Origin of the sequence: Pseudomonas protegens, from assembly GCF_003363755.1 — a bacterium.
In the GTDB taxonomy this organism is placed as follows: domain Bacteria; phylum Pseudomonadota; class Gammaproteobacteria; order Pseudomonadales; family Pseudomonadaceae; genus Aquipseudomonas; species Aquipseudomonas danubii.
The window spans coordinates 3,627,561-3,649,180 of record NZ_CP031396.1 but is presented as its reverse complement, the minus strand read 5'-3'; the positions used below and the strand labels follow the sequence as shown (position 1 = coordinate 3,649,180).

Annotated in this window: 19 protein-coding genes; 11 read left to right on the top strand and 8 right to left on the bottom strand. The window is 62.3% G+C overall.

Going from position 1 to position 21,620, the window contains the following annotated elements; translation table 11 throughout:
- Positions 1-21: 21 nt before the first annotated feature.
- Complete coding sequence (locus tag DWF74_RS16525) at positions 22-423, bottom strand: GFA family protein (RefSeq protein ID WP_102862516.1); 402 nt, start codon at positions 421-423, stop codon at positions 22-24.
- A gap of 319 nt (positions 424-742) precedes the next feature.
- On the opposite strand from DWF74_RS16525, the gene DWF74_RS16520 reads away from it, so the two are divergent.
- From DWF74_RS16520 to DWF74_RS16480, 9 genes are all read left to right on the top strand, one after another.
- Positions 743-2,050 (top strand): CitMHS family transporter, encoded by a 1,308-nt coding sequence (locus DWF74_RS16520; RefSeq protein ID WP_115581314.1) that lies wholly within the window; start codon positions 743-745, stop codon positions 2,048-2,050.
- A gap of 67 nt (positions 2,051-2,117) precedes the next feature.
- Complete coding sequence (locus tag DWF74_RS16515) at positions 2,118-2,885, top strand: TerC family protein (protein ID WP_102862514.1); 768 nt, start codon at positions 2,118-2,120, stop codon at positions 2,883-2,885.
- Between the two features lie 216 nt (positions 2,886-3,101).
- Entirely contained in the window at positions 3,102-4,760 is a 1,659-nt protein-coding gene (locus tag DWF74_RS16510; protein WP_102881460.1) for a Na/Pi cotransporter family protein, read from the top strand.
- Between the two features lie 56 nt (positions 4,761-4,816).
- Complete coding sequence (locus DWF74_RS16505; protein ID WP_115581313.1) at positions 4,817-6,202, top strand: M16 family metallopeptidase; 1,386 nt, start codon at positions 4,817-4,819, stop codon at positions 6,200-6,202.
- 94 nt (positions 6,203-6,296) lie between these two features.
- Positions 6,297-7,340 carry a DUF5924 family protein gene (locus tag DWF74_RS16500; RefSeq protein ID WP_102862511.1) on the top strand — a complete coding sequence of 348 codons (1,044 nt, stop codon included), beginning with the start codon at positions 6,297-6,299 and terminating at the stop codon, positions 7,338-7,340.
- Between the two features lie 54 nt (positions 7,341-7,394).
- Positions 7,395-8,543, top strand: coding sequence for an ABC transporter permease (locus DWF74_RS16495; RefSeq protein WP_102862510.1), 1,149 nt, complete (start codon positions 7,395-7,397; stop codon positions 8,541-8,543).
- Positions 8,540-9,343, top strand: a complete 804-nt coding sequence (locus tag DWF74_RS16490; RefSeq protein WP_115581312.1) for an ABC transporter ATP-binding protein — start codon at positions 8,540-8,542, stop codon at positions 9,341-9,343. The genes DWF74_RS16495 and DWF74_RS16490 overlap by 4 nt, the downstream gene beginning before the upstream one ends.
- Before the next feature lies 1 nt (position 9,344).
- On the top strand, positions 9,345-10,283 hold the full coding sequence (locus DWF74_RS16485; protein ID WP_102862508.1) for an MlaD family protein: 939 nt from the start codon (positions 9,345-9,347) through the stop codon (positions 10,281-10,283).
- A complete protein-coding gene (locus DWF74_RS16480) occupies positions 10,280-10,909 on the top strand; it encodes an ABC-type transport auxiliary lipoprotein family protein (protein WP_115581311.1) in 630 nt (209 codons plus the stop codon). Before DWF74_RS16485 ends, DWF74_RS16480 begins: the two co-directional genes overlap by 4 nt.
- Positions 10,910-10,973: 64 nt before the next feature.
- Here DWF74_RS16480 and DWF74_RS16475 read toward each other — a convergent pair whose 3' ends face one another.
- The 5 genes from DWF74_RS16475 to DWF74_RS16455 form a co-directional block, all read right to left on the bottom strand.
- Positions 10,974-12,203: a nucleoside recognition domain-containing protein gene (locus tag DWF74_RS16475; RefSeq protein ID WP_102862506.1), complete on the bottom strand. Its 1,230-nt coding sequence runs from the start codon at positions 12,201-12,203 to the stop codon at positions 10,974-10,976.
- A gap of 176 nt (positions 12,204-12,379) precedes the next feature.
- Positions 12,380-13,711, bottom strand: a complete 1,332-nt coding sequence (gltP, locus tag DWF74_RS16470; protein ID WP_102862505.1) for a glutamate/aspartate:proton symporter GltP — start codon at positions 13,709-13,711, stop codon at positions 12,380-12,382.
- A gap of 744 nt (positions 13,712-14,455) precedes the next feature.
- Positions 14,456-14,923 carry an inhibitor of vertebrate lysozyme family protein gene (locus DWF74_RS16465; RefSeq protein WP_102862504.1) on the bottom strand — a complete coding sequence of 156 codons (468 nt, stop codon included), beginning with the start codon at positions 14,921-14,923 and terminating at the stop codon, positions 14,456-14,458.
- Between the two features lie 2 nt (positions 14,924-14,925).
- Positions 14,926-15,090: a DUF1328 domain-containing protein gene (locus tag DWF74_RS16460; protein WP_003170804.1), complete on the bottom strand. Its 165-nt coding sequence runs from the start codon at positions 15,088-15,090 to the stop codon at positions 14,926-14,928.
- Between the two features lie 92 nt (positions 15,091-15,182).
- The gene (locus tag DWF74_RS16455; protein ID WP_102862503.1) at positions 15,183-15,467 is read right to left on the bottom strand and encodes a hypothetical protein; all 285 of its coding nucleotides are present in this window, start codon (positions 15,465-15,467) and stop codon (positions 15,183-15,185) included.
- A 440-nt stretch (positions 15,468-15,907) separates the two neighbouring features.
- Here DWF74_RS16455 and algB point away from each other — a divergent pair, with 440 nt between their 5' ends.
- Entirely contained in the window at positions 15,908-17,254 is a 1,347-nt protein-coding gene (algB, locus tag DWF74_RS16450) for a sigma-54-dependent response regulator transcription factor AlgB (protein WP_102862502.1), read from the top strand.
- Between the two features lie 10 nt (positions 17,255-17,264).
- The gene (locus DWF74_RS16445; RefSeq protein ID WP_115581310.1) at positions 17,265-19,049 is read left to right on the top strand and encodes a KinB sensor domain-containing domain; all 1,785 of its coding nucleotides are present in this window, start codon (positions 17,265-17,267) and stop codon (positions 19,047-19,049) included.
- Between the two features lie 4 nt (positions 19,050-19,053).
- Here the strand turns inward: DWF74_RS16445 and DWF74_RS16440 are convergent, their stop codons facing one another.
- Positions 19,054-20,673 carry an EAL domain-containing protein gene (locus tag DWF74_RS16440; RefSeq protein ID WP_115582452.1) on the bottom strand — a complete coding sequence of 540 codons (1,620 nt, stop codon included), beginning with the start codon at positions 20,671-20,673 and terminating at the stop codon, positions 19,054-19,056.
- 76 nt (positions 20,674-20,749) lie between these two features.
- Positions 20,750-21,529, bottom strand: a complete 780-nt coding sequence (locus tag DWF74_RS16435; protein ID WP_102862500.1) for an N-acetylmuramoyl-L-alanine amidase — start codon at positions 21,527-21,529, stop codon at positions 20,750-20,752.
- Between the last annotated feature and the right edge of the window lie 91 nt (positions 21,530-21,620).

Genomic DNA, 21,620 nt, shown 5'->3' with positions numbered 1-21,620 from the left:
GCTTCGCCGGCAAGCCGGTTCCTACAGAGTTTCCTCGGGTTCTTCCGGCAGTTGCTCGTCCAGGTGCAGCCAGGGTAGCCGGCTGTCGGTCCAGATATGCCGGTCCGCAGGCGCCCGTTCCGGGTGATCCAGAGTGGCAATGGTGACATCGATGCTGTCCGGGCTCAGGTGGGTAACCAGTGCCAAGTGAGCACCACAGTCAGCGCAGAAATAGCGCGCACAACTTGCAGATGAGTCGTAGCGCGCGGGAACGCCTTCCAGCCACTTGAAAGCGCGGGCGGGCAAAGTGATCCAGGTGGTCACCAGACCGCCGCTGACCCGGCGGCAGATAGAGCAATGACAGTGGGCGATATCCCGCAGTGGCCCGCTGAACTGGTAGCGCAGCCGCCCGCAGTGGCAGCCGCCGGTGTGCAACTCACTCATGTGCATTCCTCTTTTGGGCCCATGCCCGTCACTTTATGCCGCTGGTCGCCTGCCGCAACATCCACCGTTTCCTTTCAATGCCGAAAGCTGGCTGAAAGCTTCCCCGATTAGGATCGCCTCCACTACCGGCAAAAGACCGGTTGGCCACAGCGGGCGTTTCTGGCGCTCCCGGCCCTATTAACAACAACAATGGTGATTCTGATGTCCGCTCGTACCCGCCTGTTCGCTTCGACTCCTCCCGTACGCCTCGTGCTTGCCGTTCTGCGCTGATCCCACCCGGTTCGCCATTCCCTAGCCGCGCTACGCCTGGAGTATTCCCATGCTGACTTTCCTTGGCTTTGCCATGGTCATCACGTTCATGTTCCTGATCATGACCAAGCGCCTGTCCGCGCTGATCGCCCTGATCATCGTGCCGATCCTGTTCGCCCTGTTCGGCGGTTTCGCACCGGAGATCGGTCCCATGATGCTTGAAGGCATCACCAAGCTGGCGCCCACCGGCGTGATGCTGATGTTCGCCATTCTGTATTTCGCCCTGATGATCGACTCCGGCCTGTTCGACCCGGCGGTGCGCAAGATCCTCAAGCTGGTCAAGGGCGACCCGCTGAAGGTCTCGGTCGGCACCGCCGTGCTGGCCCTGGTGGTGTCCCTGGACGGTGACGGCGCCACCACCTACATGATCTGCGTGGCCGCCATGCTGCCGTTGTACAGCCGCATTGGCATGAGCCCGCGGATCATGGCGGGCCTGATCATCCTCGCCGGCGGGGTGATGAACATGACCCCCTGGGGCGGCCCGACCGCCCGCGCCGCCAGCGCTTTGCACGTGGACCCGTCGGACATTTTCGTGCCGATGATCCCAGCCATGCTGGCCGGCGTGGTGGCGATCCTGGCGATCGCCTATCTGTACGGCAAACGTGAGCGTGCACGCCTGGGCGAACTGCACCTGGCGGGCGATGAGATGGATCACAGTGAAATCAGCGTCTCGCAGTACCCCGACGCCCGTCGCCCGAAGCTGATCTGGTTCAACGGTGCCCTGACCTTCGCCCTGATGTGCGCGCTGATCGCCGGGCTGCTGCCGTTGCCCGTGCTGTTCATGGTGGCCTTCAGTATTGCCATGATCGTCAACTACCCCTGCCTGCAGCAGCAGAAGGACCGGGTCGCGGCCCACGCCGGCAGCGTGCTGGCAGTGGTCGGGCTGATCTTTGCTGCCGGTATCTTCACCGGCATCCTGTCCGGTACCGGCATGGTCGACGCCATGTCCAAGAGCCTGCTGGCAGTGATCCCTGAAGCCCTGGGGCCCTATCTCGCAGTGATCACCGCGCTGGTGAGCATGCCGTTCACCTTCTTCATGTCCAACGACGCCTTCTACTACGGCGTATTGCCAGTGCTGGCAGAAGCCGCCAGTCATTACGGCATCACGGCGGTGGAAATGGCCCGGGCGTCGATCGTCGGCCAACCGGTGCACTTGCTCAGCCCGCTGGTACCCTCGACCTATCTGTTGGTGGCCCTGGCTGGCATCGAGTTCGGCGATCACCAGCGCTTCACCCTCAAGTGGGCAGTGCTGGTCTGTCTGTGCATAATGTTCGCCGCTCTGCTGATGGGGATTTTTCCGCTGTTCAGCACGCTATAAAAGCAATGATTCTTCGCTCGGGCCGGCTTCCCGGCCCGGGCCATAACAACCGCTCAAAGGAATACACATGGAATGGCTGACCAACCCGGAAATCTGGGTTGCCTTCTTTACCTTGACCGCCCTGGAAATCGTCCTGGGCATCGACAACATCATCATGATTTCGATCCTGGTCAGCCGCATGCCCAAGCACATGCAGGCGCGCACCCGGATCTTCGGCCTGGCCCTGGCCATGGTCACGCGGATTCTGTTGCTGCTGTCGATCACCTGGGTCATGCGCCTTACGGCCGATCTGTTCGTGGTCTTCGGCCAAGGCATTTCCGGGCGGGACCTGATCCTGTTCTTCGGCGGCCTGTTCCTGCTGTGGAAAAGCTCCCAGGAGATGTACCACGCACTGGAAGGTGAAGACGAAACCCTGGATGAACCCAAAGGCAAGGGCGGCAACTTCATCTACACCATCATCCAGATCGCCATCATCGACATCGTCTTCTCCCTGGACTCGGTCATCACCGCAGTGGGCATGGTGTCCCATGTGCCGGTCATGGTGGCGGCGATCATTGTCGCGGTCCTGGTGATGATGCTGGCGGCCGGCGCCATCAGTGAATTCATCGACAAGCACCCGTCGCTGAAGATGCTCGCGCTGTCGTTCCTGCTGGTGGTCGGTACCGTACTGATCGCCGAGGCCTTCGAAGTGCACGTACCAAAAGGCTACGTCTACTTCGCCATGGCCTTCTCCCTGGCGGTGGAAGCCATCAACATCAAGATGCGTACCGCCATCGCGAAGAAGAAAAAACAGCAGGACCCGGTGAAACTGCGCAAGGACATTCCTGGTCAGTAAACCGCCAACGCGCTACAGAAAAAGGGGCTTACGAGCCCCTTTTTCACGGCTGCAGGCAGCTGTTTTCATGACAGTTTTGTTTCAATCACCGGTTTAGCTATGCGATGCTGGCGTCCTGTGCGTTAGCCAACTACAGCTTAAATACATAACGTAGAACCTCGCGCAACAACGTCCACTGGCCCCGCTTGGGGCTCTTCACCCCAGGGGGGCCCTCTCATGCTGACCCTGCTCAATCTGCTTTCCGCCGTGGCCCTGCTGATCTGGGGCACGCACATCGTCCGTACCGGCATCCTGCGGGTCTATGGCTCCAACCTGCGACACGTAATCGGGCAGAACATGGCCAGGCGACCGCTGGCCTTCGTCGCCGGCATCCTGGTAACCGCCATGGTCCAGAGCAGCAACGCCACGGCGATGCTGGTGACCTCCTTTGTCGGCCAGGGCCTGATGACCCTGACCCCGGCGCTGGCCACCATGCTGGGGGCCGATGTCGGTACCGCATTGATGGCTCGGGTGCTGACTTTCGACCTGTCCTGGCTGTCACCGTTGCTGATCTTCCTCGGGGTGATTTTCTTTCTGTCGCGCAAACAGACTCGCGCCGGCCAACTGGGCCGGGTCGGCATCGGCCTGGGCCTGATCATCCTGGCCTTGCAACTGATCGTCGAAGCCGCAGCGCCGATTACCCACGCCCAAGGGGTGAAGGTGCTGTTCGCCTCACTCACCGGCGACATCCTCCTGGATGCGCTGATGGGCGCGGTGTTCGCCATGGTGTCCTACTCCAGCCTGGCGGCGGTGCTGCTGACCGCCACCCTGGCCGGGGCCGGGGTGATCGGCCTGCCGGTGGCCATCGGCCTGGTGATCGGCGCCAACATCGGCAGCGGGGTGCTGGCCTTCCTCAGCACCAGCATGCAGAACACCGCCGGACGCCAGGTGGCGCTGGGCAGCCTGCTGTACAAGCTGATCGGCCTGCTGCTGATCATTCCGGTGCTCGACCCGCTGGCCCACTGGATGGACAGCCTGGACTTCAGCCCGCAGGAAGTGGTGATCGGCTTCCACCTGTTGTACAACACCGTCCGCTGCCTGTTGCTGCTGCCCACTGTCGGCCCCATGGCCCGATTCTGTGCCTGGCTGATGCCCGAGCGCCCCCAGGACAACGGCCGTGCACGACCACGGCACCTCGATCCCACTGCCCTGGCCACCCCGAGCCTGGCCCTGGCCAACGCCGCCCGGGAAACCCTGCGCATCGGCGACCTGATCGACAATATGCTGGAAGCCATGCGCGATGTGCTGCGTGGCAAGCAGACCGCCATTACCCAGGAAATGCGCGCCCTGAGCGAGGATGTAGAAGCGCTGTACAGCGCCATCAAGCTGTACCTGGCGCAAATGCCCCGGGAAGACCTCAGCGAGCAGGACAGCCGGCGCTGGGCGGAGATCATCGAACTGGCGATCAACCTCAAGCTGGCCAGCGACCTGATTGAACGCATGCTGCGCAAGGTCCAGCAGCAGAAGACGTCGCAACGCCGCTCCTTCTCCGAAGTGGGTCTGGAAGAGCTGACCGGACTGCACGCGCAACTGATCGCCAACCTGCGCCTGGGACTCTCGGTATTTCTCAGCGCCGACCCGGAAAGCGCCCGTCAATTGCTGCGGGAGAAACGCCGCTTCCGCGCCCAGGAACGGCGCCTGGCCCACGCCCACGTCAGCCGGCTGCAGCGCAAGATTGTCCAGAGCATCGAGACCAGCTCCCTGCACCTGGAACTGATCGCCGACATGAAGCGTCTCAACTCGCTGTTCTGCAGCAGCGCCTACGTGGTCCTGGAAACCTCGGACACCGGGGCGCTGGAAATCGAGAACATGGCTGACATCACCCATTCACCCTGAACGTCCAGAGTGATCTGAAGTCTCTAAAACTTACGCACGCCGTAAGGAAGCTTGTTATGCGTTGTCTGTTATTCGCCTGCCTGTTGCTGGGCAGTGCACAAGGATGGGCCCTGGATCGTTTCCAGGTCGAAGGCTACACCCTGCCCAACGGCCTGCAACTACTGCTCAAGCCCGGCAGCGAACGCGGCCATGTGGCGATCCGCCTGGTGGTGGGCGTCGGCCTGGACGATTTCGCCTGTGCCGACAAGGAACTGCCGCACCTGCTTGAACACTTGCTGTTCAGCGGCATCGACGCCAGCGGCGAAGGCGGCCTGGAAGAACGCATGCAAGCCCTGGGTGGCGAATGGAATGCCTACACCAGCAATGCCGATACCACTTTCGTCATCGAGGCCCCGGCGAGAAACCAGCGCAAGGTCCTCGACCTGCTGCTGTCGCTGCTGACCCGGACCCGCCTTGACGACCAAGCCGTGGCAGCCGCCAAACAGGTGGTGGAGCGCGAAGACGGCGGCCATTACTCGCACCTGCAACGCTGGCTCGACCGCCAGGACCTGGGCCACAAGGCCGGCAACCAGCTGGCGGTGGAACTGGGGCTCAAATGCGCCGAGCGCGCCGAAGTCGGGCACTTGACCCTGGCCCAGCTGGAGCAAGTGCGCAAAGACTGGTACGCCCCGAACAACATGACCCTGATCGTCGTCGGCGAACTGGATCGCCTGCTGCCGGCTTATCTGGAGCGCACCTACGGCGCACTCGAGCCGATAGAGCCCAGCGAGCACCGCGAGCTGCCACAGATCCAGGGCACGGCCGCCACCGAGCGCAATTTGATCCATGGCTGGGTAGGGCAGAGCGCACAATTGCACTGGCTGTTTCCCGAACCCCTGCTGGAGCAGCAGCACGACGAGACCTTCGACCTGCTCAAGGACTATCTGGACTGGGCGTTATACCGTCAGTTGCGCCTGGAGCATGAGCTGTCCTACGGCCCCTGGAGCGACCGTGAAGTGTTTGGCGGCGTCGGTTTTCTCAGCCTCAATGCCGACCTCGAACGCGATGACCTGCCCCAGGCCCGACAGGTGGTCGAGCAGCTCAAGGCCAAACTGCTCAAGGACGGTCTGGACCCTGCGACTTTCGAGCGCCTGAAGCAGGCCGCCATCGATCGCCAGGCTTGGGCAGTACAGGGCAACAGCGCCTTGGCGGATTACTACTGGAGTGCCCTCGGCGACTTCGACAACGGCCGCTTCAGCGACCCGGCCAAGCGCCTGCGGGCGGTGAGCCTGAAGCAGGCCAACCTGGCACTGAGGCAATTGCTGCAACAGCCGGGCTATGTGCGAATCGAAAAACCCCTGTTGGGGGACGAGCAACTGCTCTGGCTGACCGGCGGCCTGCTGGCCCTGATCGTCTTCGGCAGCCTGGGCGGCTACCTGCTGTACCGCCGGCGCACCCACTAGCCGGTGTGGCGAGGGAGCCTGCTCCCTCGCCACAGGCCGCGGCCAACAGGTATCCTGTCACGGTTTTTTCCTGCCAAGACTGTGACCCCGCCCGATGCCTAACCTGACCCACTCTATTCAGCGCGTTCTGGAACTGATGAAGCGCTACCCGGGGGTCATTGCGCTCGGCGGTTTCATCTCCGGAGTCGGCAGCTTCATCCTGGTGGACCGGCAACAGAGCCTGGCCTCGTGGATCGCCGTGATCCTGTTGGTGAGCTGGGTCTGGCTGATGCTGGAAAACAGCCTGACCCAACTGTTCACCAAGGTCTTCAAGCGCGAGATCCCACAACCGCTGCTGCGCTACGCGACACAAATGATCCACCAGGAAAGTCTGTTCTTCGTCCTGCCGTTCTTCTTCATCACCACCAGCTGGAACAGCGGCCAACTGGTATTCACCGGGCTGCTGGGGGCAGCGGCGCTGATTTCCATCACCGACCCGCTGTACTACAAGTGGCTGGCGCCGCGGCGCTGGCTGTTCCTCGCCTTGCACACCCTGACCCTGTTCGCCGCCTTGCTCACGGCCCTGCCGCTGATCCTGCACCTGACCACGGCCCAGAGCTTCAAGCTGGCCCTGGGCATCGCCATGCTCCTGTCCTTCCCGAGCCTGGCGTCGATCCTGCCGATCCGCAGCGTGCGCAGCGCACTGGCGGTGCTGTGTATCACCCTGGCCATTGGCAGCACCGGCTGGCTGCTGCGCTCCTGGGTGCCGCCGGCCACCCTGTGGCTGACCGAGGACGCCATCAGCACCCAACTCCAGGACCGCACGCCCGGGGACAGCCTGGAACAGGTGAGTGCCAGCCAGGTACGCAGCAGCGGCTTGTACGCCTACACCGCGATCAACGCCCCCCGGGGCCTGGACGAGCGCATCTATCACGTCTGGAAGTTCAACGGCAGCGAAGTGGATCGCATCGCCCTGGATATTCACGGCGGACGCAAGGAGGGCTACCGCGCCTGGTCCCACAAGCAGAATTTCCCCGGCAACCCGGCGGGAAAATGGCAAGTGCGGGTGATCACCGAGGACGGACAGGTGATTGGTGTGCTGCGCTTCGAGATCACCGACCCAGATCAAGATCCAGCCAAGAGCGGCGAGGCAAAGTAACGGGGATCGTGCTATTACGTAGCACTGCGCAATCGCCCCACAAGCTCGGAGCTTATGAATACCCGCATGACGCCCGGCACCGCTCAACTGGACAACGCCCACTCTCCGGCGCAACTGCGCATCGGCGGAGACTGGACGCTGGCCCACTACAGCGACCTCAAGCGCCTCTGCCAGAGCCTCAACGGCCACTACGACAGCAGCACCCACGTCGACCTCAACGGCCTGGGAGCCCTGGACACCGCGGGTGCCTCGCTGCTGGTAGAACTCCTGGGAGCCGAACGCCTGGGGCGATCCGCCGAACACCCTGATTGCACCCTGTCCACCGCCGACCGCGCATTGCTGCATACGGTCTATAGCTCGCTCAACGATTTTTGTGTACCGGTCAAGGAACCGGAGATTGCCGTCAGCGTGCAACTGCTCTCACGCATTGGCAGTGCGGTCTACACCGTCTGGCAGGACACCCTGAAGGTCCTGGGCTTTATCGGCCTGATCCTCGAAACCCTGGCCCGGGGCCTGCTGCACCCCAAGCGCTGGCGCATCACCCCGGTGGTGGCGCATATCGAGCAGACCGGCCTCGATGCCGCGCCCATCGTCGCCCTGCTGACCTTCCTGGTGGGGGCGGTGGTGGCCTTTCTCGGGGCCACGGTGCTGGCCAACTTCGGCGCCAGCATCTTTACCGTCGACCTGGTGGCGTTTTCCTTCCTGAGGGAATTTGGCGTGCTGCTGACCGCGATCCTCATGGCCGGACGCACCGCCAGCGCCTTCACCGCGCAGATCGGCTCGATGAAGGCCAACGAAGAGATCGACGCCATCCGCACCCTGGGCCTGGACCCGATGGAGTTGCTGGTGCTGCCCCGGGTGCTGGCCCTGCTGGTGGCGCTGCCGATGCTGACCTTCCTGGCGATGCTCTCGGGGATCATCGGCGGCGCCGTGGTCTGTGCCCTGTCCCTGGATATTTCCCCGGCGATGTTCCTTTCGCTGCTGCACTCGGACATCGGCGTTAAGCACTTTCTGCTGGGCCTGGTCAAAGCGCCGATCTTCGCTTTCCTGATTGCCGCCATCGGCTGCCTGGAGGGCTTCAAGGTCAGCGGCAGTGCCGAATCGGTGGGCGCCCACACCACGTCCAGCGTGGTGCAGTCGATCTTCGTGGTGATCGTCATCGACGCCGTGGCCGCGCTGTTCTTCATGGAGATGGGCTGGTGAGCCGCCCGACGCGCCCGCCCGCCGAGGCGGTGATCGAGGTCCGTGGCCTGTGCAACCGCTTCGGCAAGCAGAGCGTGCACGAAAATCTCGACCTGGACGTGTACAAGGGCGAGATCCTCGGCGTGGTCGGCGGCTCAGGTAGCGGCAAGTCGGTGCTGCTGCGCAGCATCGTCGGCCTGCGCCAACCCAGCGACGGCTCGGTGCGGGTCTTCGGCCAGGACCTGCCCAGCCTGCCGGAAAAGCAACGTTCCCTGATCGAGCGACGCTTTGGCGTGCTGTTCCAGAAGGGCGCGCTGTTCACCTCGCTGACAGTGACCGAGAACGTCGCCCTGCCACTGATCGAGCATGCGGGCCTGTCCCGCAGCGACGCCGAACACCTGGCGGCAGTGAAACTGGCACTGGCCGGGTTGCCCTTGTCGGCCGCCGACAAATACCCATCCTCGCTCTCTGGCGGCATGATCAAACGCGCAGCACTGGCCCGTGCCCTGGCCCTGGACCCGGACATCCTGTTTCTCGACGAACCCACCGCCGGCCTCGACCCGGTGGGGGCGGCAGCCTTCGACCAACTGATCCTGACCCTGCGCGATGCCCTGGGCCTGAGCGTGTTCCTGGTCACCCACGACCTGGACACCCTCTACACCATCACCGACCGGGTGGCGGTACTGGCACAGAAAAAGGTACTGGTGGCGGACGCCATCGATGTGGTCGCCGAAACCCCGGACGAATGGATTCACCAATACTTCCATGGCCCACGCGGCCGCGCGGCCTACCAGGCCGCTACACAGACCAACGAGGGATGACATGGAAACCCGAGCCCATCATGTACTGATCGGCCTGTTCACCGTGATCGTGGTGGCCGGCGCCCTGCTGTTCGGCCTGTGGCTGGCCAAGTCCAGCGTCGACAGCGCCTTCCAGGACTATCAGATTGTCTTCAATGAGGCGGTCAGCGGCCTGTCCAAGGGTAGCGCCGTGCAATACAGCGGCATCAAGGTCGGCGATGTGGTCAACCTGCGCCTGGACCCCAAGGACCCGCGCCGGGTACTGGCGCAGATCCGCCTGGGCAGTGAAACCCCGATCAAGGAGGACACCCAGGCCAAGCTGGCCCTGACCGGCATCACCGGCACCTCGATCATCCAGCTCAGCGGCGGTACACCGCAAAGCCCGCCCCTCAAGGGCAAGGACGGCCACTTGCCGACCATCATCGCCTCGCCATCGCCCATTGCCCGCCTGCTGAACAACAGCAATGACCTGATGACCGGGGTCAACCTGCTGCTGCACAACGCCAACAGCATGTTTTCCCCGGACAACGTGGAGCGGGTCAGCAACACCCTGGACAACCTGCAGAAAACCTCGGCCAGCATCGCCGGACAACGTGACGACCTGCGCCAGCTGATGCAGCAACTGGGCTCTATCAGCAAGCAGACCAGCGCCATGCTGGAACAGACCACCGCGCTGATGCGCAATGCCAACGGCCTGCTCAACGACCAGGGCAAGCAGATGTTCGGCAGCGCCGAGCACGCCATGCGCAACCTGGAGCAGAGCAGCGCCACCCTGAACAAACTGCTGAGCGACAACCAGGACTCGCTGAACAATGGCATGCAAGGGCTCAACGGTCTGGCGCCGGCGGTGCGCGAGCTGCGCGAGACCCTGAGCTCGCTGCGAGCCATTACCCGCCGCCTCGAAGCCAACCCCGGCGGTTACTTGCTGGGTAACGAGAAGAACAAGGAGTTCACGCCATGAAGCCTGTCTGTCATCTGCTGGCGCCACTGGCCCTGGGGACCGCCATGGCCCTGACCAGTGCCTGTTCGATCCTGCCCAAGGGCGAGCCATTGGATATCTATCGGCTGCCGGTGAGCCAGAGCACGCCCACCGCCACGGGCAAGGCACTGTCGTGGTCGCTGCAGTTGCTCAAGCCCCAGGCCGGCGACGCACTGAACAGCGCACGCATCGCGGTGATTCCCCAGGGCAACCTGATCAGCAGCTACAAGGCTTCGCGCTGGAGCGACCCGGCACCGATCCTGCTGCGCAACCGCCTGCTGGACGGCTTCCAGCGCGATGGCCGGGTGCAGTTGTTGAGCACCGACGACAGCAACCTGCAGACCGACCTGGCCCTGGGCGGCGACCTGCAAGCCTTTCAGACCGAGTACCAGGGCAACGCCGTCCAGGTGGTGATCCGCCTGGATGCGCGGCTGATTCGAGGTTATGACCAGAAGATCCTCGCCAGCCGGCGCTTCGAAATACGCCAGCCCCTGGAGCAGCCCCAGGTGCCGGGAGTCGTGACCGGGTTTGGCCAGGCCAGCGATGCGCTGACCCGGCAGGTAGTGGATTGGGCAGTGGGGCAGGGCAATCTGGCGCTGAAACAATGACTGGCCCGTCGCCGGCAATACGGCCGCTTGTAGCTGCCGGCTTGCCAGCGAAGAGCCGGTCAACTCAACCAAAGAACCAGTAGCAAACCGCAATCGCCGCCACCACCCCGGCGAATTCCGCCAGCAAGGCACAGCCCACCGCGTGCCGCACCCGCTGGATACCCACCGCACCGAAGTAGACCGCCAGCACATAGAAGGTGGTCTCGGTGCTGCCCTGGATGGTCGCTGCCACCAGTGCAGGGAAACTGTCCACACCCTGGGTCTTCATAGTCTCAATGAGCATCGCTCGGGCGGCACTGCCGGAGAACGGCTTGACCATGGCGGTGGGCAGGGCGTCGACAAAGCGCGTATCCCAGCCGGCCCAGGCCACCAGATGACGAATCCCGTCGAGGCCGAAATCCAGGGCCCCGGACGCCCGCAATACGCCGATCGCGCACAGCATGGCCACCAGGTACGGCAAGAGGTTCTTGGCGACGTCAAAACCCTCCTTGGCCCCTTCGACAAAGGCCTCGTAGACCTTGACCTTGCGCAGCGCACCGATCACCAGGAACAGCATGATCAGGCCGAACAGGGTGAGGTTGCCGAGGATCGACGACAGGGAGGCCAGGGCCGTGGCCGACAGAGTCGCCAGCAGCGCCATGAAGGCGCCCAGAGCCAGGGCTCCGGGAATCAGGTAGGCCAGCACCACCGGGTCCCAGAGACGCAGGCGCTGCATCACCGCCACCGACAGCAGGCCGACCAGGGTCGAGGCGCTGGTGGCCAGGAGGATCGGCAGGAACACCAGGGTCGGGTCCGCCGCACCTTGCTGGGCGCGGTACATGAAGATGGTCACCGGCAGCAGGGTCAGGGACGAAGCGTTGAGTACCAGGAACAGGATCTGCGCATTGCTGGCGGTGGTGGCGCTGGGGTTGAGTTCCTGAAGGGCGCGCATGGCCTTGAGGCCGATCGGCGTGGCGGCGTTATCCAGGCCCAGGCCATTGGCGGCGAAGTTCAGGGTGATCAGGCCCAGGGCCGGGTGCCCAGGCGGCACTTCCGGCATCAGGCGCTTGAACAGCGGGCCCAGGATCTTGGCCAGCCAATCGACGATGCCGGCCTTCTCGGCGATCCGCAGAAAGCCCAGCCACAGGGTCAGGGTGCCGAACAGCAGCACCATCACCTCCACCGACAGCTTGGCCATCGCGAAAATGCTTTCCACCATGGCGGCAAAGATCCCGGCGTTGCCGCCCACCAGCCACTGCGCCAGGGCGGACACGGTCGCTACGATAAAGAAGCCAAGCCACAGGCCATTGAGCATCGGTCATATCCCTCGGAAGATGCGGCGAATGATAGCGGGGCCTGTAGAAACGACAAACCCCGGATTACCCGGGGTTCGTTCGTTGCAGGAGGCGGCTTGTCGGCGAAGGCGCATCTGAGCCGTATAGAGGACCTGAGGGCCTCTGCGTCGGCAAGCCAGTTCCTACACCGAGGCGCTTAGCCTTTGGAAGCTTCGCCTGCTGGCAGCTTCTCTTTGCTGCGCCAGTGCGGCAGGGAGTTCCAGTAGCGCTGGCCCTTGGCATCGTCGTACATGCCCTCCCAACGGGCGATGACCAGTACCGCCAGGGCGTTGCCGATCACGTTCAGGGCGGTACGCGCCATGTCCATCACACGGTCGACACCGGCGATGAAGGCCAGGCCTTCCAGCGGAATGCCCACACTGCCCAGGGTGGCCAGCAGCACCACGAAGGACACGCCCGGAACCCCGGCAATGCCTTTGGAGGTGACCATCAGGGTCAGCACCAACAGCAATTGCTGGCTGATGGACAGGTCGATGCCGTACAGCTGGGCAATGAAGATCGCCGCGATGGACTGGTACAGGGTCGAGCCGTCGAGGTTGAAGGAGTAGCCGGTCGGCACCACGAAGCTGCAGATGGCTTTCGGCGCGCCGTAGGCTTCCATCTTCTCGATGACCCGCGGCAGCACGGTTTCCGAGCTGGCGGTGGAGTAGGCCAGCACCAGCTCATCCTTGAAGATGCGCATCAGCTTGAGCACCGAGAAGCCGAACAGGCGGGCGATCAGGCCGAGGATCACGAAGGCGAAGAAGGCGATGGCCACGTACACCAGGATCACCAGCTTGGCCAACGGCAGCAGGGAGGCGAAACCGAAGTTGGCGACGGTCACCGAGATCAAGGCAAACACACCAATCGGCGCGTAGTTCATGATCATGTGGGTGACTTTGAACATGCTTTCCGAGACGCCCTGGAACATCTTCACCAGCGGCTCGCGCAGATCGGACTGCAGGCTCGACAAGCCCAGACCGAACAGCACCGAGAAGAAGATGATCGGCAGCATCTCGCCACGGGCCATGGCCGCGAAGATGTTCGATGGAATCAGGTTGAGAATGGTCTCGATGAACGCATGTTCATGCTGCACTTCGGCAGCGGTGGCCTGGTACTTGGAAATGTCCACGGTACCCAGGGTGCTCATGTCGATGCCCGCGCCCGGATGGAACAGGTTGGCCAGCAGCAGACCCACGACGATGGCGATGGTGGTGACGATTTCGAAGTAGATGATGGTCTTCAGACCGATGCGGCCAAGTTTCTTGGCGTCGCCGACACCGGCAATGCCGACGATCAGCGAGGAGATGACGATCGGAATCACGATCATCTTGATCAAGCGGATAAAGATATCGCCTGCAGGTTGCAGAACGTTGCTGACCCACCAGGCCTTTTCAGCACTGAAATGATTGAGCAGCGCGCCAATTGCAATCCCCAGGACCAGACCGATGAGGATCTGCCAGGCGAGGCTTAATTTTGCCTTCTTCATATCATTACCCTTACTTCAGTTGGACTCGGGCTGATGCGCGAACTGGAACGCTCAATGGCGGAAAAGTTTGTGCATCGGCCCCCGTATAAGGTCATCCCGAACGAGCATTTACGGCTCTCTGCGGGCGAAAAAAGGCGCAACTATTCCGATGCTAGGGGGGCGCGTCTAATGCCGTAAACGCCTACCCTATGCCGAATCGGCATGAGTTTTTACAAACTAAACGGGCGTCCCAACCGGTTCGAATACGACATTTCGGCAGGCAGAAATACCGTGAAACGGCCATTTCAGGCGGCGTGCAGGCTTGTCGGAAGGGTCAGGAAAAGGTCTGAAAAAGTTTAGGATTACTCTGATTCGGGCGTTCGGAAAGGTTGCGCAATTGACGCAAAGTTTCTCGATATACGGTCGCAGAGAAACACCAGGAAACGTTTGACTGGAGTCAAAGGAAGATTTTTTCCTTGGGGAATCACTAAAAAGACGGACCGATGGCTCTAGGACAAGACTTTGCTCTTCAAGCACGCCGCAAGCTCGTCAAGTCGATGCTCGACCTGAGAGCTTACGCCGCTGCTCTTTCCTGACCCGGCCCTTGCGGAGGCACTCCCTGTACCCCTAGGTCACTCCGATCATCGGTGGATCAGAACGTCCCGGCCCCTTGGTCATGCACTCACCCTCCTCGGGTGGTGCAACAGTCGAAAGAGCCAGGGCGGCCCTTTCTTCTAGCTGTTATGCAAAATCGGCAATGCGCGCTCAGTACCAGTTCGGGTCTTTGCGCAACTGCTCCTGAAGCAATGCCCGCATTCCTTCATCGGGTTTGCCGAGAAAGCGGTAGCTCGCGTGACGGGTCGGTGACTTGTCCGCAGGCAAGCCCGCAGGCACCTCCACCAACATCGCGTAGGCATGCTTCTTGTCGAAACTGAAGGCCACGATCAGGCGCTGGTTCTGACAACTCTGCGCAGTCTCGCAGAGCGGTCCGACCAGGTACTGATCGCCGTCTTCAGTCACTGCGTTCATCTGTTGCTGAGCATCGCCCGACAGGTTCATCACCCATTCAGGCAAGCGCTCTTCCTTGTGCACAACCCCCTGCCAGGTGTCACGAAACTGCGGGTCCGAACCCAGCAGTTGGTTGGTACGTGCCTGGCCATCATTGGCCGCCGACGCCAGGGCGCTGACGCCCAGCAGCAACGTGGCAGCCAATGTTTTCAACGAAAGACTCATGATCAGCCTCGACCACGACGGCCAAAGAAGAACGAAGCGATGAACATCACCAGGAACACGACAAAGAGAATCTTGGCGATACCCGTGGCGGTGCCCGCGATACCACCGAAGCCCAGGACCGCAGCGACAATGGCAATGATCAGGAATGTGATTGCCCAGCTCAGCATGATGATTCTCCTTACTCTTCTATTAATAGTGCTCAGGGGTGCTGCCTATGGAGCCGGTCGTGCGCCGCCGAATGCGGCCCAGACCTTGGTGCCTAGAACACCCAGCGTTCCTGACGCGGAGCCTCAAGCGCCGGTTGTGCCTGGTCGACGGCCATCAGTTGCACTGGCGTTGCATCGTTGAGCTGACTGCTCACCGAACTGAAATGGGTCTGGGTGAAGTGATGAGTCGGCACGCGCGGGGCGGGTGCCTGGCTATCCTGCCAACGCTGGAACTGCTGTCCGGCGATCAAGGTGACCAGTAACGCCAGGCTGGCAAACAGGCCTTGCTGGAGATGCAGTGGCGCGATACGCAATTGGGCAAGACCTTGGCGATTCATCCTGAAACTCCTCCCACACTGGTGGTGATGTTGTTATGGAAGCCCTGACTTGCGCTTCACGATGAGAGGGATATTGCAGTCTGCATGCCAGCTTTTAATCATATAAATAATTCAATAAAATCAATTACTTACAACAACCCAAAGACACTCACTCACACGCATCCTGCACGATCCCCACCGGCCAACCGTGCGAAATGCACGATCGGACCGTTCCGAGTCCATGGCTTTTTGATCAGAGCGGGAACTTTGCCGAGCCGCAGACAGCCTGATACAGACCCACCCAGGGTCTAGCCTTGGCAAAAGATTAGGGATTTCAGTCTGTTAGCCATTTCCGGCGGAGATATCTAACCTTCAGGCCGTGGAATGGATCAGAATCAACCTTGCAACTTGCCCGATTTTTCTGGGACTAATTAAGATCATTCATTAAAGGAGCCTGGGAAATGGAGTCAGCGCCGGAGAATCAAGGTCGCATCCTGCTGGTGGATGACGAATCCGCCATCCTCCGCACCTTCCGCTACTGCCTGGAAGACGAGGGCTATACCGTGGCCACCGCCAACAGCGCGGCCCAGGCGGATACGCTGTTGCAACGCCAGGTGTTCGACCTGTGTTTCCTTGACCTGCGCCTGGGGGAAGACAACGGCCTTGATGTGCTGGCCCAGATGCGCACTCAAGCGCCCTGGATGCGGGTGGTGATCGTCACTGCCCACTCCGCCGTGGACACGGCGGTGGACGCAATCCAGGCCGGTGCCGCCGACTACCTGGTCAAACCCTGCAGCCCCGACCAACTGCGCCTGGCTACCGCCAAGCAACTGGAAGTGCGCCAGCTCTCGGCGCGCCTGGAAGCCCTGGAAGGCGAAGTGCGCAAACCCAAGGACGGCCTGGACTCCCACAGTCCGGCGATGAAAGTGGTACTGGAAACCGCCCGCCAGGTGGCCAGCACCGATGCCAATATCCTGATCCTCGGCGAGTCGGGTACCGGCAAGGGCGAACTGGCCCGGGCCATCCACGGCTGGAGCAAACGGGCGAAGAAGTCCTGCGTGACCATCAACTGCCCATCGCTGACCGCCGAGCTGATGGAAAGCGAACTTTTCGGCCACAGCCGCGGCGCTTTTACCGGGGCCAGCGAAAGTACCCTGGGCCGGGTCAACCAGGCCGATGGCGGCACCCTGTTCCTCGACGAAATCGGCGACTTCCCCCTGACCTTGCAGCCCAAGCTGCTGCGTTTTATCCAGGACAAGGAGTACGAGCGCGTCGGCGACCCGGTGACTCGCCGGGCCGACGTGCGCATCCTCGCCGCCACCAATCTCAATCTCGAGGACATGGTGCGCGACGGGCGCTTCCGTGAAGACCTGCTGTACCGCCTGAACGTGATCACCCTGCACTTGCCGCCCTTGCGCGAACGCAGCGAAGACATCCTGACCCTGGCCGACCGCTTTCTTGCACGCTTCGTCAAAGAGTATTCGCGACCGGCCCGAGGCTTCAGCGACAACGCCCGGGAAGCCCTGCTCAATTACCGCTGGCCGGGCAACATCCGCGAACTGCGCAACGTGGTGGAGCGGGCAAGCATCATCTGTCCCCAGGAACGGGTTGAAATCAGCCATCTGGGCATGGCCGAACAGCCCACCAACAACGCCCCGCGAATCGGTGCCGCGCTGAGCCTGGACGAACTGGAAAAAGCCCATATCGGCGCCGTCCTGGCCACCAGCGACACCCTGGACCAAGCGGCCAAGACCCTGGGCATCGACGCTTCGACCCTGTACCGCAAGCGCAAACAGTACAACCTGTGAGCATCACCCTATGAAGTTAGCGATGAAACTGCGGACCCGGCTGTTTCTGAGCATTTCGGCCCTGATCACCGTGGCCCTGCTGGGTCTGGTGCTCGGGCTGGTCAGCGTGATGCAGATGGCCAGTACCCAGGAATCGTTGATCCGCAACAACTTCATCACCCTGGATCTGGGGCTCAAGCTGCGCCAGACCCTGGGTGATCAGTTGATCATCATGCTCAGCAACAAGCCCGACTCCGCAGCCCTGGAAGCCTCGCGGCAGCACTACCTGGGCCTCCTCGACCAGGGCATCGCCCACGAACAGCAGAACCCGTCCGTGGGTGGTTTCAAGCAGGCCCGCAGCGACTACCTGAACTTCTACCAGGCCTTCGAGCACAGCAACACTGCCGCGAGCCTGAACAACAACGAGGCGCTGACCGAGCGTTTCAATACCTTGCGCAACGGCCTGATCAACGAACACAAGCGGGCCCTGGACAACATCAGCCAGGTGGAACGCCAGGCCCGGGACCGTGCCTTGCTGGTAGCCGGCTTGCTGGGCCTGGTCGGCCTGGCGGTGCTGATCATCGGCTTCATCACCGCCCACGCCATTGCCCGGCGCTTTGGCGGACCGATCGAAGCCCTGGCCAAGGCCGCGGACAAGATCGGCCAAGGCAATTTCGACGTCACCCTGCCGATCTCGGCCGCCGCGGAAATGAACCTGCTGACCCGCCGCTTCGGCATCATGGCCGAGGCCCTGCGCCAGCATCAGGCCACCAATGTCGACGAACTGCTGGCCGGCCAGCAGCGCTTGCAGGCGGTGCTCGACAGCATCGACGACGGCTTGTTGATGATCGACCGCCAAGGCCGCCTGGAGCACCTCAACCCCGTCGCCCAACGGCAGTTGGGCTGGGACCAGGAGCGCCTCGGCCAGGGCCTGGGCAGCGCCCTGCAACGCCCGGAGCTGGATGAACAGCTGCAGCTGGTTCTGCGTGGCGGCAACCTGGAGCGGGCCCCGGAAGACCTGGATATCGAGGTCGATGGCGAATCGCGCCTGCTGACCTACAGCCTGACCCCGGTGAGCCACACCCAGGGCCATATTCTCGGCGCGGTGATGGTGCTGCATGACGTCACCGAACAGCGGGCATTCGAGCGGGTACGCAGCGAGTTCGTATTGCGCGCCTCCCACGAACTGCGAACCCCGGTCACCGGCATGCACATGGCCTTCGGCCTGCTTCAGGAACGCCTGCACTTTGCCGAAGAGTCCCGGGAAACCGACCTGCTCAATACAGTCAACGAAGAAATGCAGCGGCTGATGCAACTGATCAACGACCTGCTGAATTTTTCCCGTTATCAGAATGGCCTGCAGAAACTCACTCTCGCGCCCTGCCCCCTGGAAGAGTTGCTGGAGCAGGCCCAGGGCCGCTTCAACGAACAGGCGCAGCGGCAGGACATCAGCCTGCTGCTGGAGATCCAGGCGCCACTGCCGCGCCTGCACGCCGACCGTCCGCAACTGGAACGGGTCCTGGACAATCTGATCGACAACGCCCTGCGCCATACCGCCAGTGGCGGCCAGATCCGCCTGCAGGCCAGGCGCCATGGCGAACGGGTGATTGTCAGCGTCGAGGACAATGGCGAGGGCATCGCTTACGGTCAGCAGGGTCGGATCTTCGAACCCTTCGTTCAGGTCGGACGCAAGAAAGGCGGCGCCGGGCTAGGACTGGCCCTGTGCAAGGAAATCGTCCAGCTCCACGGTGGACGCATGGGCGTCTACTCAAGGCCGGGGCAGGGCACCCAGTTCTATCTGGCCCTGCCGCTCTAGGGCTTCAGGCTTCATCATCCAGGCGCCGGGGCACCAGACGCCGGCCCCGGGTAATCAGCTCGGTAAACTGCAAGGCACTCAGGGCATGGGCGAACAGCCAACCCTGACCGAAGCTCACCCCCTCGCTGCTGAGCAGCGAAGCCTGGTCCTCGAATTCGATGCCCTCAGCGATAACCGTGAGATTCAAGGCGTGGGCCATGCGAATGATGTGGGGCGCCACGCCACTGCTGGCAGCATCGTGACCCAGGGCGTCGATAAAGGCCTTGTCGATCTTCAGGCAATCCACCGGCAGGCTTTGCAGATAGGCCAGGCTGCAGTAGCCGGTGCCGAAGTCATCGATCAGCACCTGATGCCCGACATCCCGCAAGGCCTGCAGGTTGTTGCGCGCCACCACCACGTCGATCAGGCCACGCTCGGTGACCTCGAAGGCGATCTGTCGCGCCGCCACCTTGTGCAAGGCCAGAAGCCGCGCCATGACCTGACCGATGCGCGGCACCATGACATCACAGGCCGCCAGGTTGACCGAGATATACAGCTGGGGATTGGCTCGCAGTACGTGCCCCAGTTGCTCCAGCAGACGCTGCAGGACGAAGTCGGTGATCTGGCGGATCTGCCCGGTGTTTTCCGCCAGCGGAATGAACAGATCGGGACTGGTCAGGGTGCCGTCCGGACGCCGCCAGCGCAGTAACGCTTCGGCCCCTACACAGAGCCTGCTGTTGAGGTCGAAGATCGGCTGGTACAGCACCTGCAGCTCACCGCGTCGCAGCGCCCCTTGCAGCTCTGCTCCCAACGACTGGCGCTGCCGCGCCAACTGATACACCAGCCCGCCGATAAACAGCGCCAGCAACAGACTGAACGGTAACAACCACCACCAGCCATCGAGTATTTCCGCCTGCAGGCTGGCCCGGGGCGTGATCAGCACCAACTGGTACTCGGGATTCTGGGTGGGCATGCGATAGATCAGCAGGTCAGGGGTGACCTGCAGCGGCTCCTCGCGACTGGCGCGCCAGGGCTCCACCGGCGGCCAGGAACGGGCCTGACCCAGTACCGGAATCGCCCGGGAGCCATGCTCGACCACCACCATCAGGCTGCCACCGGCCGGCAGGTCCACCACATCGGTCAAGTGCCCACGGGAGGTGGCCACGCGAAAATTGCCCCGCCCCAGCATCAGAGCAGCGAGGTTTTCATTGGGTTGGGTCGAGGTGTTGAGCCAGTAGCTGTAGGTCGGCCCGCGGATATCCGGAGCTCTGGGCGAGGGCAGGAGATTCTGTCGCGGCCAGTTTGAGCACGTCTGGGTGGCATCCATGTAGGCCGCTTCATAAATGAAGCGATAGCTGTAGCTGACCTGTTGCAGGGCTGCGATCAGCTCGGCGTTGCACTCGCGCAGCGGCTGGGCCTCCAGTACATCCAGGCCTTCACGCAGTTGCCCGAACAGTTGCTCCAGACGCTCCAGAAAACGCTGGCCCTGGGCGTTCATCTGTTGGCTTTCTCGCTGCTGGACCTGATGCATGGCCACTCCGGCACTGCCCAGCAACAACACCGCCGCGCTCAGCACAGCCGCCAGCGTCGCCAGCAACCAGGGGCGATGGAACCAGGTACGCAGGGTCTGGCGAGCAACCGGCATCATGAAAGATCCGAAGGATTACCAATGAGTTATAGCAACTGATTGAGCAATCGGCCCGAACCGTCCGGCGGCGTCATTATTTTGTCTGGTTGAGCACCTGCAGGATGGCTGCGCTTTCGGCGTCCGGGGTGCCGTCGAATCGACCCGGGCGATAGTGCATCTGGAAAGCCGCCAGCACGTGGCGGGTGGCCACATCCAGTTCGCCAGTCTGCGGCGTGGCATAGCCCAGGACCGCCAACTGTTGCTGGAACCAGCTGATGCTCGGCAGGTTGGCGGCAAAAAACGCCTGTTGGCGGGCCACTGCCTGAGCGTTTGGCCACAGGCCGAGTCCGGCGTCGGCCAGGCGCTTCCAGGGGAACAGCGGGCCCGGATCGAGCTTGCGCGATGGCGCGATGTCGCTGTGGCCAATGATGTGACGCGGGGAGATGTTGTTGCGCTTGCTGATGTCCTTGAGCAGCACGATCAGGTTCTGGATCTGCGCTTCGCTGTAGGGATACCAGAGCCGTCCGTTGGGGCCATCACGAAAGCCCGGGTTGACGATTTCAATGCCGATGGAGCTGGAGTTGAGCCAGGTCCGGCCCTGCCACTGGCTCTCGCCGGCGTGCCAGGCGCGGTATTGCTCGTCCACCAGTTTGTAGATCGTGGCGGACTTGTCGTCGCCGATCAGGTAATGGCTACTGACCTGACCCTTGGTCAGCAGGGCCAGGGAGCGTTCCAGGGATGCCGAGGTGTAATGAACGATGATGAACTGGGCGCGCTGGTCGTAATTGACCGAAGGGTGGCTGGTGTCAATACGCGGACCGCTGGCACAACCGGCGAGAACCAGGAGCGAAAAAGCAAGAGCAAGAAGTTTCATGGCAAAGGGCAGTACGCTGAAGAAAAGAATGCAACAGTGTAACGTACTGCTCCCAACGCCATGGGCAAAACCGAGGTTTCAGACAGGAATC